12 protein-coding genes, 1 tRNA gene and 1 pseudogene are annotated in these 17971 nt (G+C 69.0%); 4 read left to right on the top strand and 10 right to left on the bottom strand.

The features are described 5' to 3' along the window. Positions 1-1302, top strand: a 1302-nt coding sequence (locus tag AC07XP_RS30695; RefSeq protein WP_495266791.1) for a lactonase family protein, incomplete at its 5' end; no start/stop codon positions are given. A 222-nt stretch (positions 1303-1524) separates the two neighbouring features. On the opposite strand, the gene AC07XP_RS30690 is transcribed toward AC07XP_RS30695, so the two are convergent. The 7 genes from AC07XP_RS30690 to AC07XP_RS30660 all read right to left on the bottom strand — a co-directional run bounded on the left by AC07XP_RS30690 (position 1525) and on the right by AC07XP_RS30660 (position 10709). After that, a tRNA-Arg gene (locus AC07XP_RS30690) sits at positions 1525-1599 on the bottom strand. A 64-nt stretch (positions 1600-1663) separates the two neighbouring features. Next, positions 1664-5761, bottom strand: a complete 4098-nt coding sequence (locus AC07XP_RS30685; protein WP_495266790.1) for a translocation/assembly module TamB domain-containing protein — start codon at positions 5759-5761, stop codon at positions 1664-1666. Between the two features lie 8 nt (positions 5762-5769). Then, entirely contained in the window at positions 5770-7701 is a 1932-nt protein-coding gene (locus AC07XP_RS30680; RefSeq protein ID WP_495266789.1) for an autotransporter assembly complex protein TamA, read from the bottom strand. A gap of 58 nt (positions 7702-7759) precedes the next feature. After that, positions 7760-8947: a vWA domain-containing protein gene (locus tag AC07XP_RS30675; RefSeq protein WP_062482585.1), complete on the bottom strand. Its 1188-nt coding sequence runs from the start codon at positions 8945-8947 to the stop codon at positions 7760-7762. Between the two features lie 21 nt (positions 8948-8968). Continuing rightward, positions 8969-9556 (bottom strand): GNAT family N-acetyltransferase, encoded by a 588-nt coding sequence (locus AC07XP_RS30670; protein WP_495266788.1) that lies wholly within the window; start codon positions 9554-9556, stop codon positions 8969-8971. Positions 9557-9602: 46 nt separating this feature from the next. Then, complete coding sequence (locus AC07XP_RS30665) at positions 9603-9818, bottom strand: hypothetical protein (protein WP_235926943.1); 216 nt, start codon at positions 9816-9818, stop codon at positions 9603-9605. Between the two features lie 36 nt (positions 9819-9854). After that, the gene (locus AC07XP_RS30660) at positions 9855-10709 is read right to left on the bottom strand and encodes an AAA family ATPase (protein WP_070062691.1); all 855 of its coding nucleotides are present in this window, start codon (positions 10707-10709) and stop codon (positions 9855-9857) included. A 150-nt stretch (positions 10710-10859) separates the two neighbouring features. On the opposite strand from AC07XP_RS30660, the gene AC07XP_RS30655 reads away from it, so the two are divergent. Then, positions 10860-11552 carry a c-type cytochrome gene (locus AC07XP_RS30655; protein ID WP_070062690.1) on the top strand — a complete coding sequence of 231 codons (693 nt, stop codon included), beginning with the start codon at positions 10860-10862 and terminating at the stop codon, positions 11550-11552. 72 nt (positions 11553-11624) lie between these two features. Here the strand turns inward: AC07XP_RS30655 and pcaG are convergent, their stop codons facing one another. Together pcaG and pcaH are read right to left on the bottom strand one after the other, a co-directional pair. After that, a complete protein-coding gene (gene pcaG, locus AC07XP_RS30650) occupies positions 11625-12236 on the bottom strand; it encodes a protocatechuate 3,4-dioxygenase subunit alpha (protein ID WP_369645172.1) in 612 nt (203 codons plus the stop codon). A gap of 12 nt (positions 12237-12248) precedes the next feature. Further along, a complete protein-coding gene (pcaH, locus tag AC07XP_RS30645; protein ID WP_062482599.1) occupies positions 12249-12971 on the bottom strand; it encodes a protocatechuate 3,4-dioxygenase subunit beta in 723 nt (240 codons plus the stop codon). 103 nt (positions 12972-13074) lie between these two features. On the opposite strand from pcaH, the gene AC07XP_RS30640 reads away from it, so the two are divergent. After that, complete coding sequence (locus AC07XP_RS30640; RefSeq protein ID WP_495266787.1) at positions 13075-14070, top strand: LysR substrate-binding domain-containing protein; 996 nt, start codon at positions 13075-13077, stop codon at positions 14068-14070. Between the two features lie 4 nt (positions 14071-14074). On the opposite strand, the gene AC07XP_RS30635 is transcribed toward AC07XP_RS30640, so the two are convergent. Next, on the bottom strand, positions 14075-14509 hold the full coding sequence (locus AC07XP_RS30635; RefSeq protein ID WP_495266786.1) for a DUF1841 family protein: 435 nt from the start codon (positions 14507-14509) through the stop codon (positions 14075-14077). Between the two features lie 298 nt (positions 14510-14807). Between AC07XP_RS30635 and AC07XP_RS30630 the strand changes: the two are divergent. Continuing rightward, a pseudogene (locus tag AC07XP_RS30630) lies at positions 14808-17971 on the top strand (hypothetical protein); the annotation flags it as partial.

Genomic DNA, 17971 nt, shown 5'->3' with positions numbered 1-17971 from the left:
GGAGGGGGGGGCGGTGGTGGTGTATTCCCACTGCCGCCACCGGGCGCTACATACACGGTGGGAGGTACGGTGACCGGACTTGAGTCAGGCGCGTCCCTCACGCTGCTCAATTCAGACGGCGATGCACTGTCCGTCGGCAGCAATGGCGCTTTCACTTTCGCGACGGCCATCGCCGGCGGCAGCAGCTATTCCGTGACGGTGGGCGCACAGCCTTCGGGACAGAACTGCAGGGTCTCGAATGGCACAGGCTCCAACGTTTCCGCCAACGTCACTTCGGTGCGGGTGTCCTGCGCGGGCGCGCCCGAATTTGCCTATGTGGCGCAGTCCTTCAGCGACAACATCGGCATCTACAAGATCGACGTGTCGACCGGTGCGCTCTCGTCTGTCGGGACCGTGGCGGCAGGGGCCTCGCCATTTTCAATCGCGGTGCACCCGAGCAAGAGATTCCTCTACGTGGCGAACACTGGAGACGGCACCATCTCTATCTATGCGATCAACCAGACGACTGGTGCGCTGGCGCAGGTAGGTACCGACTTGCCCACAGGCCGCTATCCGCAATCGATCGCTGTGGATCCGGCCGGCAACGTTGTCTACGCAGCCAACGCATTGGACAACACCGTCTCGGTTTTCGCCGTTGATCAAGGCTCTGGCGCGCTGACGGCAATTGCCGGCTCGCCGTTTTCTACGGTGACCAGCCCCGTAGGAGTCACTGTTCATCCTGGTGGCAAGTTCGTCTATATCGCGAGCCAGATCGACAACACGATCACCAAGTATGCGATCGATCAGGGCTCTGGCGCTGTGCTCGCTGCCGGGGCGACGTCCGTCCCTGCAGGTTCTTCGCCAACGTTCGTCACTCTCGACGCTGCGGGGGAGACGATGTACGTCACGGGCACCAAGGTCACGACTTTCGCCATCGACTCAGCCACCGGAGATCTTGCGCAGATCGGGGCGCCCTTGACTCCGAACGGTACGTCGAGCCGGGTGCGAGTGCATCCTGCTGGCAAGTTCGCCTACATCCCGGACGGGTTGGGGCGCACTCTCTCGGGCTATGCCGTCGCACCAGGCTCGGGCGTACTCTCCCCGCTCCCGGATGCACCACTGGCAACGGACAATGCGCCGCTGGACATTGCCTTCAACGCATCGGGGAAGTTCCTTGTGACGGCGAACTGGAACGACGACTCCATTTCGGCTTACAGCATCAATCAGAAGACAGGCATCCTGTCATCTGTCGGCTCGGTCGTGAATTTGGACACCCGTCCCCGGGCGATTGTCACGGTCCAGCTTCCTCTGTCGCCGACTTGACGGGAAGGGCGGCAACGTCCCCTGGCGCCTGATCCGTACACGTGAGTGCGGCGAGATGGGCGTCAGGCCAGAGGGATCTCGTCCGGTGGTTGCGTGATGCAGTTGCCCCCGGTGCCTCACCGGGTGGCATGAACTGCCTGATCCGCGCATCTGCTCGTGAACCGATGGTGTGGCTCTGGCCGTGGTGCTCCGCCTGAGAGCGGTTGAAGAGTAACGGCTTGCTGGTGCCTTCGACAGGAATCGAACCTGTATCTGAGTCTTAGGAGGACCCCGTTCTATCCATTGAACTACGAAGACGGTGTGCGCCGCTGCTGCTGCAGCGCGGCCCGCACTTTACCAGCTTGGGGTGTCTCGGCCGCCCTCAGTCGTACTTCACCGTATAGATCAGGTCCACCCCGCTCGTCTGCCCCGCCTGGCCCCGCAGCGTGAGGCGCTTGGTCAGGTCGTAGAAGATGAAGAGGGTGCCGAAGGTGCCGCCCAGGCTGCGTTCGTAGGTGATGTAGAAGTCTTTGGACAACCGCTTGCCCAGCGTCACGGCCGACTCGCGCAGGTCGCCGCCGTTGCCGGGGCCCTTGAAGCCGAGTTCGTCCAGTCCGAAACGGCTGGCCAGGCTGCCGCCGGTGGTGGTGCCGCCGATCTTGCCGAGCAGCGACAGGGCGGCCTGCTGCAAGAGGGCCGACTCGCCACCGCTGGTGGCCGAGGCGCGGCCCAGGATGACCCATGACAGCGTCTCGGCGTCGGACAGCGCGGGCTCCGCGTAGAGCTTCACGCGCGGCGACTGCGCGGAGCCTGTGATCTGCACGCCGGCGCGCTGCGCGATGTTCGGGCGGATGGCCAGGATGTCGAGCGCGGGGTTGTCGAAGGGGCCGTTGAAGCGCGCGATGCCGGTCTCGACGTCGAGCTGCTGGCCGTAGGCGCGGTACTGGCCCTTGACGGTCTTCACCTCGCCGGTGATGCGCGGCGGGGCATCGAGGCGGGTGCTGCGGATTTCGAGTTCGCCCTCGAGCCGGGTGGTGATGCCGCGGCCCTGCACGGCGAAGTCGTCACCCAGGTCGAAGGTGACGACGATGTCGGGCGGCTTGGCGGTCTGGGGCTTGGCGGCCTTGGCCGCCTGGGCGTCGGCCTTGGCGGATTCGCGCAGCGCGGCCTCGGCGGCGGCCTTGTCCTTGGCGGCCGAGCGCACGACGACGTCGCTGCCCAGGCTGGGCGCGGTCTCGTCGGGCAGGATGATGACGGCGCGGTCGGTCTTGAGCTTGCCGCGCACGTTGAACTGGCCGTCGTCCAGCCGCGCCTGCAGGTTGCCCGACAGCGACACCTGGCGGTCGGTGCGCACCAACACGCGCAGGGCGCGCAGCTCGGCCTGCAGGGCCATGCGGATGCCGGTGCTGGTCGTGCTGTTGTTGCTGCCCCAGCTGAGGTCGCCGCGCGCGGTGAGCGAGCCGCCGTCGGTGCGCGCTTCGCTGGCGGCGGTGCTGCGGTTGCCGCTCTGGCCGCCGATGCGCGCGTTGCTGCCGGCGCCGCCCTTGAGCGTGAACTCGGTGATCTCCAGGCGGTCGCCGGTGAGCGAGGCGCGCAGGCGGCCGTCGCGCAGGTCGAGGCCTTCGACCGGGGCGCGCAGCGCGAGCTGGTCGGCGCCGAGCGTGCCGTTCCAGCGCGGCGCGGTGCGGTTGCCCGACAGGGTGGCGTTGGCGTCGAGCGTGCCGGCGATGCGCCAGCCGGGCGGCGCGAGCATCGACCACACGCCCAGGTTGGGCAGCGCGGCGCGCAGGGTGCCGTTGAGCGGTGCGTCGGGCGCCCACTGCCAGCCGCCGCTGCGCTGCTGCATGCGGGTGCCGAGTTCGGCGTCGAGGCGGCCGGCGCGTTCGCTGTCCCAGGCCAGGGTGGCGCGCACGGCGTCGCCCTGCGCGTCGAGCTGCAGTTCGGCGCGGCGCAGGCCGGCCGGGGTGGCGGTGACATCGACGCCGTTGACCTCGTTCTTGCCGCTGGCCGAGCTCATGGTGCGTTCGCTCGCGGTGCCGGTCCCGGTGCTGGTGATGCGGGTGACGAGTGCGGCCTCGCCGGCCTGCACGCGGATGTCGCCGCTCTGGCGCGCAAGGCGGGCCTTGGCGCGCAGGGTGTCGCCGGCGTCGATGTCCCAGTCGCCGTTGAACAGCAGGTCGCCGCTGATGCCGAGTTCGCTCAGCGTGGCGTTGGCGCCGAACGCGCCGGCCCACGCCATCGGCAGGCCCTGCATCTGGCCCTTGGACTGCAGGCGGAACACGCGGTTGGGCGCGGCGCCGCTCTGGTTGAAGCGCAGCGGCTGCCAGTCGATGCGCACGGTGCCGGGCAGCGGGCCGCGCAGGGTGGCGTCGGCGGCGGAGGCTTCGACGTCGAGGCGGTTGTCGGCGGCGCGCACAGTGGCCGTGACCTCGCGGCCCAGCTCCAGCACCCAGGGGCCCTGGCCGGGGCGCGCGGTGACGGTGTCTTGGGCCTGCAGGCGCAGGCTGGCGAGGGTGGCGCGCCACTGGTTAGCACTGGCGAGGCCGCCGCTGGCGCGGGTGTCGAGTGCCAGCTTCTGCGTGCCGGTGGTGGCTTCGCCCTTGAGCGTCAGCGTGGCCTGGGCGATGCTGCCGGCGAGGTCGGCCTGCAGCGCGCGCAGCTGCACGCTGGTGGCCGTGCCGCCGGGCTGGGCCGCGGGCAGGTTCAGGTCGAGGCGTGGCACGGCGAGCGCGGCCTTGAGGCTGGGCTCGGCGTTGCCGCGCGCGGCCGGAGCGCCGGGGTTCTCGATGCGGCGTTGCACGGTCTGCCAGCCGCCTTGCCAGCTGGCGTCGAGGCGGGCGCTGCCCTTGGCGCTGGCGTTCGCGAACACGGCCGCGAGGCCCGGCAGGCCTTGCACCCAGCGCTGCAGGGCTTCGGCGTCGTCGATGCGCGCCTGGAGGTCGCCACCGCCGGTGGTGGGCGCGATGCGGCCGTCGAGCTGCGCGCTGCCGCCCGGCAGGGTGAGGGCGAGCTTGCCGCTGGCGGCCTGGTCGGCCACACGCACCTGCAGCTTGCCGTCGATGCTGGCGCGCATCGCTTCGACGCGCAGCGTGCGCAGGTCGAGCACCTGGTCTTTCCATTGGCCCTGCGCCAGTGCGCGGTCCAGGCCGAAGCCGGGCAGCGCCTTGCTGCCGGCGCCGCCGTTGCCTTCGGCGCGGAGGGCCACGTCGAAGACGAGGGTGTCGGAATCTTCGGCCTGCCGTGCGCTGATCTGCCCGCCGACGGGCGCGCCCGACAGCTCGCTGTACAGCGCGCCGGGCCGCACGCCGCGCACGGTGGCGCGCACCTGCCAGGGCGAGGGCGCGGGGCTCCAGCTGCCTTCGGCGTCGATGCGGCCGCCGCCCGCGCGCACGGTGGCTTCGGGCACGGTCCAGGTCGTGCCGTCGAAGCCGACCTGCGCCTGGACCTGCTCGACCGGCAGCTTCTGTTCGTCCCACGGGCCGGCGACGGCGTTGCGGATGTCGGCCGAGGCCTTCCACGCGGCGGGGCCGGTGGCGGCATCGGGCGCGAGCTCGACGGTGCCGGTGAGCCGGGTCCGGGGCGCGCCGGGCCAGAGGCTGGCGGCGTCGACGTTGCGCAGGTCGGCCTTGGCGTCGACCACGGGCTGCGGCAACCAGGGCGCGATCTGCGCGCGCAGCTGGGCGGCCATGGGCGCTTCGGCGTCGGGCTCGGTGGGCTGCAGGTCGGCGGCGACCTGCAGGCGCGCCTCGGGGCCGGCCAGCGTGCCTTTCACGGAGGCCTTGGCCTGCACTTCGATGTGGCGGTCTTCGGCGAGCGGGGCTTTCACGCGGCCGTCGAGCGTGGCATCGAGCGCCATCGGCGCCGGGCCCTGCAGCCGGACGCGGGCGCTGTAGTGGCCGTCGGCGATGTCGACGCCTTCGATGTCCAGCGCGTGCTGCGCGGCCAGGTAGCTGTAGCGGCCCGCGAGGCCTTTGGCTTCCAGCGCGGGCGGTCCGGCCCAGCGCACCTCGTCGATGCGGAAGGGCACCTCGGCCACTTCGACGGGCAGCGCGACCTGCGTGAGCGGCTCGGTCGGCGTGTCGCTGGGCGGGCCGCGGCGTTCGATCGACAGGCTCGCCGCGTGGATCTCGCCGAGCTGCACCTTGCGCTGGAACAGCGGGGCGAGCTGCCAGCCGAGCGTGGCGTCGTTCACCTCGACCGCGAGGCTCTCGCTTTGCCACTTGAGCCAGCCGATGCGACCGCCGGTGCGCAGCGAGCCGGTGACGTCGCGGCTCTCGAGCGTCTGGCCCGCGGGCAGGCGCTGTGCGGCCTGGGCGAGCGCGAAGGCCAATGATTTGTTCGAGCCGAGCCACCACCACGTGCCTGCGGCGAGCAGCAGCACGACGAGCAACAGGCCCACCAGGGTCCAGCCCAGCGCGCGCAGCACGCGACGGGTGCGCGAGCGGGGACGGGGCGTGGCTGTGGTGGGCGTGGACGGCATGAAGCGGGTCAGAAGGTGAAGCCGAGACGGAAGTGCAGGCGGAATTTCTTCGAGTCGACGCCGTAGGCCAGGTCGGCCTGCACCGGGCCGACCGGGCTGCGCCAGCGCGCGCCGACGCCCACGCCGACCTTGGGCTTGAGCTCGCCGGGCTTGTCGGCCACGGCGCCGGCATCCACGAACACCACGCTCTCCCATTCGGTGAGCTTGTCCTTGTAGACGAAGGGGCGCTGCCATTCGAGGCTGGCCACGCCCAGGTAGCGGCCCGACACGGTCTTTCCATCGGCGCGCACGGTGCCGATCTGCTTGTAGCTGTAGCCGCGCACGGTGGTGTCGCCGCCGGTGAGGAACATCAGCGTGGACGGGATCTGCGCGCTGTCCTTGGCCGCGACGGCGCCGGCCTCCAGGCGCATCTGCAACCGGCTGCGGCGCGCGCGGGCGTTCCTGTCCTCGGCCGCGCCCAGCGGCAGCACGCCGAGAAAGCGCGCGTAGGTGCGCGTGAAGGGCACCTGCTGGCCGGTGAGCGTGTAGCCCGCGGCCATTTCGAGCGCCAGGCCGTAGCCGCGCGAGGGCGCCGCGTTGTCGTCGAAGTAGCGCCCGGTCCAGCCCCAGTTGGCGGTGACGGCCGAGGCCGAGGGCGGCGCGTCGGTGCCGCGGTTGTGGGCGTAGTCGTACTGCAGGAAGTAGCTGCGGTCGATGTGGTCGCTCGACTTGTTGCGCCCGCCGCGCAGCCGGCCGCTGTCGACCACGTAGCTGCCCGACTGCTCGCTCTTGAGTTCGCCGCCGGCGAACCAGCGCCAGCCCCGGTCGTCGGGCACGGCGTTCCACTCGGTGCCCAGCGACTGGATGTCGTTGTCCAGCGAGAGCCGCGACACCGCGCGCCAGCCGAGCAGCGGCATGCGGTTGTGGGTGTGGTCGATCGACAGGCGCGGGCCGTTGTCGGTGGTGAAGCCCACGCCCATCACCACCTTCTGCAGCGGCGCCTCGCGCAGCTGGGCGATCACGGGCGCGGCCAGCGGCGTGTTGCTGTCGGTGTCGAGCGTGAGGAACACCGAGTCGTAGTAGCCGCTGCTGGCCAGGCGCTGCTGGGCGTCGAGCAGCTTCTGCTGGTCGTAGTCGGTGCCGGTGGGCAGGCGCGCGATGCGGCGCGCGGCGTCGGCGTCGTAGCGCTCCACGCCGCGCAGCACCAGCGGGCCGAACTTGTAGGCCGGGCCCGACTGGTAGGTCACGCCGAGGCGGGCCTCGTGGCGGTCGGCGTCGATCTCGGCGCGGCTGATCTCCACGCTGCCGGTGGGAAAGCGCCTGGCCGTGAGGCTGCGCAGCGCGGTGGTCTTGGCGTCGTCCCACGCGCCTTGCGTGAAGGGCTCGCCGGCGCGCAGCGCCCAGCCGGTGCGGATGGCGTCGCGCTGGGCTTCGGCGCTGGGGTCGTTGGCGATCTGGCCGGTGTAGCGGATCTGCACCGTCGACACCTTCGTTCGCTCGCCGGGCGCCACGGTGATGACGACCTCGCGCGGGGCCTCGGTGCTGTCGGGTGTTTCGTTGAGTTCGAGCGTGAGCGTGGGCGTGAAGTAGCCCAGCGTGCCCAGCAGTTCGCGCGCATTGGCCTCGGCCGCGACCATGAGGCGCGAGACCTCGGTCACGCCCAGGTCGTCGAGCTCGCGGTAGCGCTGGATTTCGAGGTGGCGCGCGAGGTAGTCGCGCTCGGTTTCGGGGCCGCGCACGTCGACGGTGAAGGCGTTGCGCCGGCCGTCGGCCTTGGCCTTGTCGTCGTCCTTGGCGGTGTCGCCGTTGCTGTCGCCGCTGCGCACCACGCCCGTGGTGGACGCGCCCGTGTCCGCCGCCTCTTTTTTAGGCAGCAGGCTGCAGCCTTGCAAAAGCAGGACGCCGGAAAAAAGCAAAGCCGGCCACAACGCCGGCGAAAGAACGGATGCCACCCTGACCATGGGGGCATTCTGACAGCACCCGTGTGGCGGCTGCCCCCCACTTGTGCGGGGCCGCGGGTTACTTGGACAGCATGCGCATCGCCTCTTCGAGGCCGCGCAGCGTGAGCGGGTACATGCGGTTGGACATGAGCTGCTGCATCACCGCGATGCTCTGGCGGTACTGCCACACGCCCTGGGGCTCGGGGTTGATCCAGGCGAACTTGGGGAAGGTGTGCGTGAGGCGCTGGATCCACTCGGCGCCGGCCTCTTCGTTGTTGTATTCGACGCTGCCGCCAGGTTGCAAGATTTCGTAAGGACTCATCGTGGCGTCGCCCACGAAGATCAGCTTGTAGTCTTTGTTGTACTTGCGCAGGATGTCCCAGGTCGCGAACTTCTCGGAGAAGCGGCGCTTGTTGTTCTTCCACATGAAGTCGTAGACGCAGTTGTGGAAGTAGTAGAACTCCAGGTGCTTGAACTCGGTCTTCACGGCCGAGAACAGTTCTTCGACGCGCTGGATGTGCTCGTCCATCGTGCCGCCCACGTCCATCAGCAGCAGCACCTTGACGTTGTTGTGGCGCTCGGGCCGCATCTTGATGTCGAGGTAGCCGGCGTTGGCGGCGGTCGAGTGGATGGTGTTGTCCAGGTCCAGCTCTTCCTCGTGGCCTTCGCGCGCGAACTTGCGCAGGCGCCGCAGCGCGACCTTGATGTTGCGCGTGCCCAGCTCTTGCGTGTCGTCGTAGTCCTTGTAGGCACGCTGGTCCCACACCTTCACGGCACTGCGGTTCTTGCCGGCGCCGCCGATGCGGATGCCCTGCGGGTTGTAGCCGCCGTTGCCGAAGGGCGAGGTGCCGCCGGTGCCGATCCACTTGCTGCCGCCTTCGTGGCGTTCCTTCTGCTCTTCGAAGCGCTTCTTGAGCGTTTCCATGAGCTCGTCCCAGCCCATCTTCTCGATCTTGGCTTTTTCTTCGGCCGTGAACTCGCGCTCCAGCGTCTTCTTGAGCCAGTCGAGCGGCACTTCCTTGGTGAAGTCGGTGAGCATCTCGACGCCCTTGAAGTAGGCGGCGAAGGCACGGTCGAACTTGTCGTAGTGCTTCTCGTCCTTCACGAGCGCGGTGCGCGAGAGGTAGTAGAAATCGTCGATGCCGTAGGCGCCGTCGGAGTTCGGGCCCACCACGTCGGACTTGAGCGCCTCGAGCAGCGTGAGGTATTCCTTGACCGACACCGGCAGCTTGGCCGAACGCAGGGTGTAGAAGAAGTCGATGAGCATGGAGCGCTCCTTGTGTTTCGTTCAGCCGCGCGGCTTGTCGAGCAGGTACAGCAGCTGGGCCTTCACCTCGGGCCATTCGCCCGCGCGCAGGCTGTACATGACGGTGTCGCGGATGGTGCCGTCGCGGCGCATCACGTGGCAGCGGATCACGCCGTCTTTCTTCGCGCCCAGGCGCTCGATGGCGCGCTGCGAGGCGAAGTTGAAGTTGTCGGTGCGCCAGCCCACCACGTTGCAGCCCAGCGTATCGAACGCGTGCGTGAGCATCAGCAGCTTGCAGGTGGTGTTGACGTGGGTGCGCTGGCAGCGCTCGGCGTACCAGGTGTAGCCGATCTCGACGCGCTTCACGCCCGGAAGGATGTCGTGAAAGCTCGTGCTGCCCAGCACGGTGCCGGTGGCTTCGTCGGTGACGGCGAAGGCGAAGCGGTCGGCCGTCTTCAGGGCGGTCTCGATGTAGGCGCGCGTGTCCTGCGGCTCGGGCACGGAGGTGACGCGCAGCTTCCACAGCTCGCCGTCGGCGGCCGCGGCGCGCAGGCCGTCTTCGTGAGTGAGTGCCAGCGGCACCAGCGCGAGGCCGCGGGCCTTCAGCGTGACGGGTTCGACGAACGCCATGTGCAAACTCTCCGTGTCTCCGTACAGGTCTCGATGGATCTGGGGCTCAGCCGCGCGGGTCGCCGTACTTGTGCACGTACCACGCGCGCGCGGCCTGCGCACCGGCGCCGCCGCCCAGGCCGATCAGCGCAATGCCGACGATCTCGCGCGTGCCGTACTTGCTGTCGGTACCGAAGGCGTCGAGTCCGAGCAGCAGCCCGATCCCGCGCCCGATCAGCGCGCCCACCACGAACAGCACCGCCTGGGCGATGCCCAGCTTCATCAGCTGTCTGGTGGAATGCGGTTGCCGGCTCATGGCCTAGCGGTTGTTGCGTTGCATGAAGACGAGCTTCTCGAACAGGGTCACGTCCTGCTCGTTCTTGAGCAGCGCGCCCACCAGCGGCGGCACGGCGACCTTGTCGTCCTTGCTCTGCAGGGCTTCGAGAGGAATGTCTTCGGCCACCAGCAGCTTGAGCCAGTCGAGCAGCTCGGAGGTCGAGGGCTTCTTCTTCAGGCCGGGCAGGTTGCGCACGTCGTAGAAGGTCTTCATCGCCGACGTGAGCAGCTCCTGCTTCAGGTTCGGGAAGTGCACGGCGACGATGTGCTTCATCGTCTCGGCATCGGGGAACTTGATGTAGTGGAAGAAGCAGCGGCGCAGGAAGGCGTCGGGCAGTTCCTTCTCGTTGTTCGAGGTGATGAACACCAGCGGACGGTGCTTGGCGCGGATGAGTTCGCGCGTCTCGTAGCAGTAGAACTCCATGCGGTCGATTTCACGCAGCAGGTCGTTCGGGAATTCGATGTCGGCCTTGTCGATCTCGTCGATCAGCAGCGCGACCGGCTTGTCGGCCGTGAAGGCCTGCCACAGCACGCCCTTGACGATGTAGTTCTGGATGTCCTTGACGCGCTGGCCGCCGTCCACGTCGGCCAGTTGCGAGTCGCGCAGGCGGCTCACGGCGTCGTATTCATACAGGCCCTGTTGCGCCTTGGTGGTCGACTTGATGTGCCACTGCAGCAGCGGCATGTCGAGCGCTTGCGCCACTTCCTCGGCCAGCATGGTCTTGCCGGTGCCGGGCTCGCCCTTGACGAGCAGGGGGCGCTGGAGTGTGATGGCCGCATTGACCGCCAGCATCAGGTCCTGAGTGGCGACGTAGTTGTCTGAGCCCTTGAATTTCATGAGTGGAGCGGAGGCAGGGTGGAGAAAAGAACACACTCGATCTGCATTGCGCAGTCTCTTGTGCAGCCCGCGCGAGGTTCCCGTGGGACCCTTGCATATAATCGAATGTTGATTCGAAAAACTGTATCTCCACGAGATTGTGCGCGCAAAATGAACAAGTTGTTGACCACGATGTTTGCCCTTGCTGTCGCTTGCGTGACGGTCTCGGCCCAAGCCCAACAAGTCACTGGCAAGGCCCAGGACGGAGCCAAGAAGGTCCAGATGTGCGTGGGTTGCCACGGCATCATCGGCTACCAGGCGAGCTTCCCCGAGATCCACAAGGTCCCGATGATCGCGGGCCAGAGCGCCACCTACATCTCGGCCGCGCTCACCGCGTACAAGGGCGGTGACCGCAAGCACCCGACGATGCGTGCCATCGCCGACAGCCTCACCGAACAGGACATCGCCGACCTCTCGGCCTACTACAGCCAGCTGGGCGTGAAGGAAGGCGACGCGCCTGCGGCCACACCGGCCAAGGCCGCGTCCGAGAACGTCCAGGCGCTCATCGCGCGCGACAAGGACAACAGCTGCACCAAGTGCCACGGCGCCAACTTCAACACGCCGAACGACGGCACCGTGCCCAAGCTGGCCGGCCAGCACGCCGACTACCTGTTCGTGGCGCTGAAGTCGTACCGCGTGAAGAACAACCCCCACCTGGGCCGCTCGAACGCCGTGATGGCCGCACAGGTCGAACCCAAGAAGTTCACCAACGCCGAGCTGAAGACGCTGGCCACCTACATCAGCTCGCTGCCAGGCGAACTGAAGGTCGTGCCTGAATCGCGCCTGCATCACGCGCCTCAGTAAGCTAGGCCAGACTGGTATCCAAAGAAAAAGCCCGCTGATGCGGGCTTTTTTTCGTCCGGACTTTCCCGGGGGTCAGACGTCGAAGAAGGCCGTCTCGTCCGTGCCCTGCATGCGGATGTCGAAGCGGTACGTCACCGCGCCGCCTTGCTCCACGCGCTCGGCGATCAGCGTGTGGCGGCGCTCGGCCGGCACGCTCTGCAGCACGGCGTCCTTCGCGTTGGCCTCGGCCTCGTCGCTGAAGTACACGCGCGTGAAGGCATGCAGCAGCAGGCCGCGCATGAGCACGATCACGTTGATGTGCGGGGCTTCACCGGGCGTTTCGGCGCCGGGCTTGACGGTGTGGAACACGAAGCGGTTCTGCGCGTCGGTGCCCGTGCCCACGCGGCCGAAGGCACGAAAGCCCAGGGCGCGCGCCTCGTCGGGCGTCTGCGGGTAGCGGCCTTCGCCGTCGGGCTGGCTGATCTCGACCAGCGCGTCGTTGATCGGGTTGCCGTCGCCGTCGATCACGCGGCCTTCGAGGCGGATGCGCTGGCCGCTGGCGGTGTCCAGCGCCAGCACGGCGTCGAAGGGCTGGTTGAAGTTGTAGCCGTACTGCGTGGCGGTGAGGCCGTAGGCGAAGTAGGGGCCCACGGTCTGCGAGGGGGTCTGGCCGAAGTCGGCTTCCTGTGCGGTCATCAATGGCATGGGGAATTCCTTTCAGCGGTTCTCGAACGGCGTTTCATCGGCGCCGCGCAGCACCATGTCGAACTGGTAGCCCAGGGCATAGCCTTCCTCGGTGATGTCGAGGCTGAAGTCGGCAATGAGGCGGTTGCGGTAGCGCTCGGGCGTGCCGGTGACCATCGGGTCGTACTGCAGCAGCGGGTCGCCGGGGAAGTACATCTGCGTCACGAGGCGGCTGGCGAAGCTCTGGCCGAACAGCGACAGGTGGATGTGCTGCGGGCGCCAGGCGTTCGGGTGGTTGCCCCAGGGATACGCGCCGGGCTTGATGGTGAGGAAGCGGTAGCGGCCTTCGCTGTCGGTCAGGCAGCGGCCCGCGCCCAGGAAGTTGGGGTCCAGCGGGGCGTCGTGCTGGTCGACCTTGTGCACGTAGCGGCCCGAGGCGTTGGCCTGCCACAGCTCGACCAGCGTGTTGGCCACCGGGCGGCGGCGCTCGTCGAGCACCTGGCCCGTGAGGATCATGCGTTCGCCCAGCGGCTCGCCGTTGACGCGCGCGTTGCGCGTGAGGTCGTGGTCGAACTCGCCGATGCTGTCGTGGCCGTACACCGGCTGCTGCAGCTCTCCGAGCGAGGCCTTCAGCGGAATGAGCGGCTTCTGCGGGCCGCGCTTGCCGGTCGACTTGTAGCCGGGGTAGATGTAGCTGGGGTGGGCGTCCCAGTCGCGCGGGGTGAGGGTGGGCTGAACGCCGCTGGTCTTGGTCATGTACGTTGTCTCCTGTCGTGGGACGAATCCGAAGCCCGCACTGTAGAAGTCGCGATCAATGATGTAAATTGAAGATTGTTCCAGTTTCAATAACCAGAAGGCATTGAAAAAGTCTCCCGCCGAGCTTCGCCAGGATTTCGTGCGCAACGTGCAGTTGAGGCACCTGCGCGCCTTTGTCGCGGTCGCGCAGGAGCGCCACCTGGCGCGCGCGGCCGAGCGGCTGGCGCTGAGCCAGCCGGCGGTGTCCAAGACGCTGTCGGAGCTCGAGGCCGTGGTCGGCACCCGCCTGGTGGAACGCAGCCAGGCCGGTCGCCGCGGCGTGCAGGGCCTCACGCCGGCCGGCGAACAGCTGCTGGCCCACGCCCTGCGCGTGCTCGAAGCGATGGATGCCAGCGCCCAGGCCGTGGCGCCGGCGGCGGGCGGGCGCATCGAGCGCTTGCGCATCGGCGCCTTGCCCAGCGTGGCGCCCGCGCTGCTGCCGGTGGCGCTGGCACGGCTGCGCGAGGGCTGGCCGGCGGTGCAGATCTTGGTGAAAAGTGCGGCCAACGCCGTGCTGCTCGACGAGCTGCGCGCCGGCGAGCTCGACCTCGTGGTCGGCCGCATGAGCGACCCGCGCCTCATGGGCGGCCTGAGCTTCGAGCTGCTGCACACCGAGCCGCTGGTGTTCGCCGTGCGCGCCGGCCATCCGCTTGCACTCAAGGCAGCGCCGGTGCAGGCAGTGCTCGACTATCCGTTGGTCGTGTACGGCGAGGGCACGGCCCCGCGCCACAACACCGAGAGTTTCCTGTCGGCGCGCGGCCTCGCGCTGCCGCCCAACGCCTTGCAGACGCTCGACGTGGCGGTGGCGCGCGCGCTGGTGGCGGTGTCGGACGCCGTGTGGATCACGCCGCTGGGCGCCGCGCGCAGCGAGCTGGCCGACGGCCGCCTGGTGCGGCTGCCGATCGATACCACCGGCACCGAGGAGCCGGTCGGCCTCCTGCAGCGCAGCGAGGCCGAGCCGTCGCCGCTGCGCGCCGCGATGGCGGGGCTGCTGCGCGAGGCGGCGAAGGCGCAGGGCGCGTTGCCGGCGCGAAAAGGAACGCCGCGCGCCGCCGGCTGATCGCTCAGTCCTTCGTGGCGCGACGCTGCACGCAGGCCACATAGCCATCGCCATCGGGCGGGCGCCCCGCGCGCTGGCTCTCCCACATCATTTGACCGAGGCAATCCATCGCCTCGTGATGCGCATGCAGCAGCGAGCCGCGGCGCGCGGCCAGCAGCTCGACGGCCTGGCGGATGCCGCGCGGCTGGTCGATGGAGCACTGCTCGCTGATCGACAGGTGCATCGACAGATGCAGGAACGGGTTCTCGCGGCCGTTCGATCCGTCGTAGATCCGCGCCACCGCCGCGTCGGCGTCGAGCAGGTCCTCGTGGTACTCGGGGTGCTCGCCGATCCAGCCGGCCGCGATGGTCTCCAGCGGCTCCATCGGCAGGCCCTGCCGGTGCTTGGCGTACACGTCGCAGAAGAAGCGGCGCACGTCTTCCTGGGAGGGATTGAACATATATAGAAGAGAGAAGAAGGAAAGAGAAAAAGCGGGTGGCGCGGCGTGGGCGCCAGGGCTGTGGAAAGTGCGCGCGACATGCTCGGCGTTCCGGGTACGAGGCGTTACATCGTTACGTAACGAATCGCGAATTGACCTCCTTACGGGCTGTTTCGGAGGCCGGTGCGTTGCGCGGTTTTCAGAAAAATATCCATACAAATCAATCACTTGAAGCGCCGATGGCGCGGCGTTGGCACGGCGGCGGAAAAGCGGCACGCAAGTTGCCCCTGTAGATGCATCTTTTGTCACAGAGGCTGCCATGACCGCTCCACAAGCATCGACCGTTTCGACCGAAGGGCTCGCCGCCACTGGCGCGCCCGTGGTTCTCGCCCAAGCCACCGTCACGCCGCTCGGCACGCCGGGCATCAGCGCCGGCGCCTCCGCCGCGCCTGCGGCCGTGGCGTCGCCCAGCGTGGGCACATTGTCCAATGCTACGCCCGGCGTTGCAGTGATGCGCGAGGGTGTCCGCATTCCGGTGGACGGCAATCAGACCCTGATGGCCGGCGACCGCGTGATCGTGCCGGACGGCGGCCAGGCCAACGTGCTGTTCCCCGGATCGGCCTCCAACAAGGCGCCGCTGGCCGGCGTCTTCACCGGCGGCACCGATGCGACCATCGGCTCGACCAAGCTGCCCGGCGGCCTCGAACAAGTGAATGTGGACGTCGCCTCGGGCGACCTGCAGGTGACCCCGCCGGACAGCGACGCCGATGCGGCCGCTCTGGCAGTGACCAAGAAGACCGCGGCCGGCAGCGGCATCGGCCTGGGTGAATTCGCGCTGGGCGCCCTGGGCGCCGCGGCGCTGGGTGCTGCACTGAGCGGCGGTGGCGGCGACGGTGGCACCACCGGCTTCCCGCTGTTCGTGGGCGGCCCGGGCGGTGAGTCCGATGCGGACGCTGACTCGGACTCGGATTCCGACTCGGACTCTGACAGCGACTCGGATTCGGACAGCGACTCTGACTCGGATTCGGATTCGGACTCGGATAGCGACTCGGATTCCGATTCGGACTCGGACAGCGATTCGGACTCTGACTCCGACTCGGACAGCGACTCCGACAGCGATAGCGACTCGGATTCGGACAGCGACTCTGATTCGGACTCTGACTCGGATTCGGATTCGGATTCGGACAGCGACTCTGATTCCGACTCGGACAGTGACTCGGATTCAGACTCTGACTCGGACAGCGACTCTGATTCGGACTCGGACAGTGACTCGGATTCAGACTCTGACTCGGACAGCGACTCTGATTCGGACTCGGACAGTGACTCCGACTCTGACTCCGACTCGGACAGCGATTCCGACTCCGACGCAGACGCCGACCACCTCCTCGACCCAGCCGACGGCATCGTGGGTGGCGTGGTCGACGGCCTGGATGACGCGCTCGGCCTTGGTGGCTCGCTGACCCCGGTGGCGGGGGTGGTGGATGACCTGACCGACGTCGTCGACGACGTGCTCGCTCCGCTGCTCGGCGAAGAGTTCCAGGCCAACAATCCGAACCAGCTCGACCCGATCGACGACACCGTCGGCAGCATCACCGACCCGCTCGGCGAAGCGCTCAGCCCGGTGCTCGATCCGCTGCTCGGTGCCGGCGCCGCCGGTGCCATCCTGGACGGCCTGCTCGGCCAGGTCGACTACGTGACCGACGCGCTCAACAACGGGCTCGAGAACCTCGTCGGCGACAACGGCATCGTCAGCGGCCTCACCGACGCCCTCGGCCTGGGCGGTGTCACCGACCAGCTGCTGGGCGACGACGGCGCGCTCGGCGGCCTGCTCGAGAACGTGCTCGGCGAAGGCAGCCTCGTGGCCGGCGTGCTGGCCGAAGACGGCCTGGTCGGTGGCCTGCTGGCACCGGACGGCCTGGTCGGCGGCCTGCTGGGTGAAGACACCGCCGTCGGCGGCCTGCTCGACACCGTGCTCGGCGAAGACGGCCTGGTCGGCGGCCTGCTCGGCGACGGCGCCGTCGGCAACCTGACCGGCGGCCTGCTCGGCGCGGACGGCCTGCTGGGCGGTCTGCTCGGCGACGACGGCGCGATCGGCGGCCTGCTGGGCGACAACGGCCTCGTGGGCGGCCTGCTCGGCGGCGACGGCGCACTGGCCGGCCTGGCCGGTTCGGAAGGCCTCACCGGCGAACTGCTCGGCCAGGGTGGCCTCATCGACAACCTGCTCGGCCAGGACGGCGCGATCTCCGGCCTGCTCGCCGACAGCCCGCTGGGCGGCCTGCTCGGCGGCGACGACGGCCTGCTGGGCGGCGTGCTCGGCGGTGTCATCGGCGAAGGCGGCCCCATCGGCGGCCTGCTCGGCAACGACGGCCTGGTCGGCGGCCTGCTGAGCGACGACGGCTTGCTGGGCGGTGTGCTCGGCAGCGACGGCCCGTTGGGCGGCCTGCTGGGTGACGACGGCCTGGTCGGTGGCCTGCTCGGCGAAGGCGGCCCCATCGGCGGCCTGCTCGGCGGCGACGGCGTGCTGGGCGGCGTGCTCGGCGACAACGGCCTGGTCGGCGGTCTGCTCGGCGGCACCGGCCCCATCGGTGGCCTGCTCGGTGACGACGGCCTGCTCGGCGGCCTGCTGGGCGACAACGGCCCGCTGGGTGGCCTGCTCGGTGGCGACGGTGTCGGCGGCCTGCTCGGACCGGACGGCGTGGTCGGTGGCCTGCTGGGCGAAGACGGCCCCGTGGGCGGCCTGCTCGGTGAAGAAGGCCTCGTCGGCGGTCTGCTGGGCGGCGTGCTCGGCGGCATCGGCGGTGGCGGCACCCCCGGCACCGGCGCGGCCCTGCTCGACCCGGCCGACAGCGTGGTGGCCGGCCTGGTGAACGGCCTGAACAACGGCGTGCTCGGCGACCTCGGCCTGGGCGACGTGCTGGCCCCGGTCTCGCAACTGACCGACAGCCTGACCGACACGGTCGACGGCCTGCTGGCCCCGGTGCTCGGTTCCAGCTTCACGCCGAACGACCCGAACGTGCTCGACCCGGCCGACAGCCTCGTCGACGACGTGACGGACGGCGTGGGCGGCCTGGTCAGCCCGGTGGTCGACCAGCTGCTCGGCGCCGGCGCGACGAACGGCCTGCTGAACGCGGTGGACACGCAGGTCGACTTCGTGACCGACGGCGTGGCCAACCTGATCGGTGGCGATGGCCTGCTGGGTGGCGTGCTGGGTGGCGACGGCGGCTTGCTGGGCGGTGTCCTCGGCGGCGACGGTGGCCTGCTCGGCGGCGTGCTGGGTGATGACGGCCTGCTGGGCGGCTTGCTCGGCGGTGAAGGCGGTCTGCTCGGTGGCGTGCTGGGTGACGACGGCCTCCTGGGTGGCGTCCTCGGCGGTGAAGGTGGTCTGCTTGGCGGTGTGCTGGGTGACGACGGCCTGCTGGGCGGCTTGCTCGGCGGCGAAGGCGGTCTGCTCGGTGGCGTGCTGGGTGACGACGGCCTCCTGGG

The sequence above is a fragment of the Variovorax sp. GW531-E2 genome (assembly GCF_059423125.1).
The sequence above is the reverse complement of the archived record's forward strand: the minus strand, read 5'-3'. Positions and strand labels throughout refer to the sequence as shown.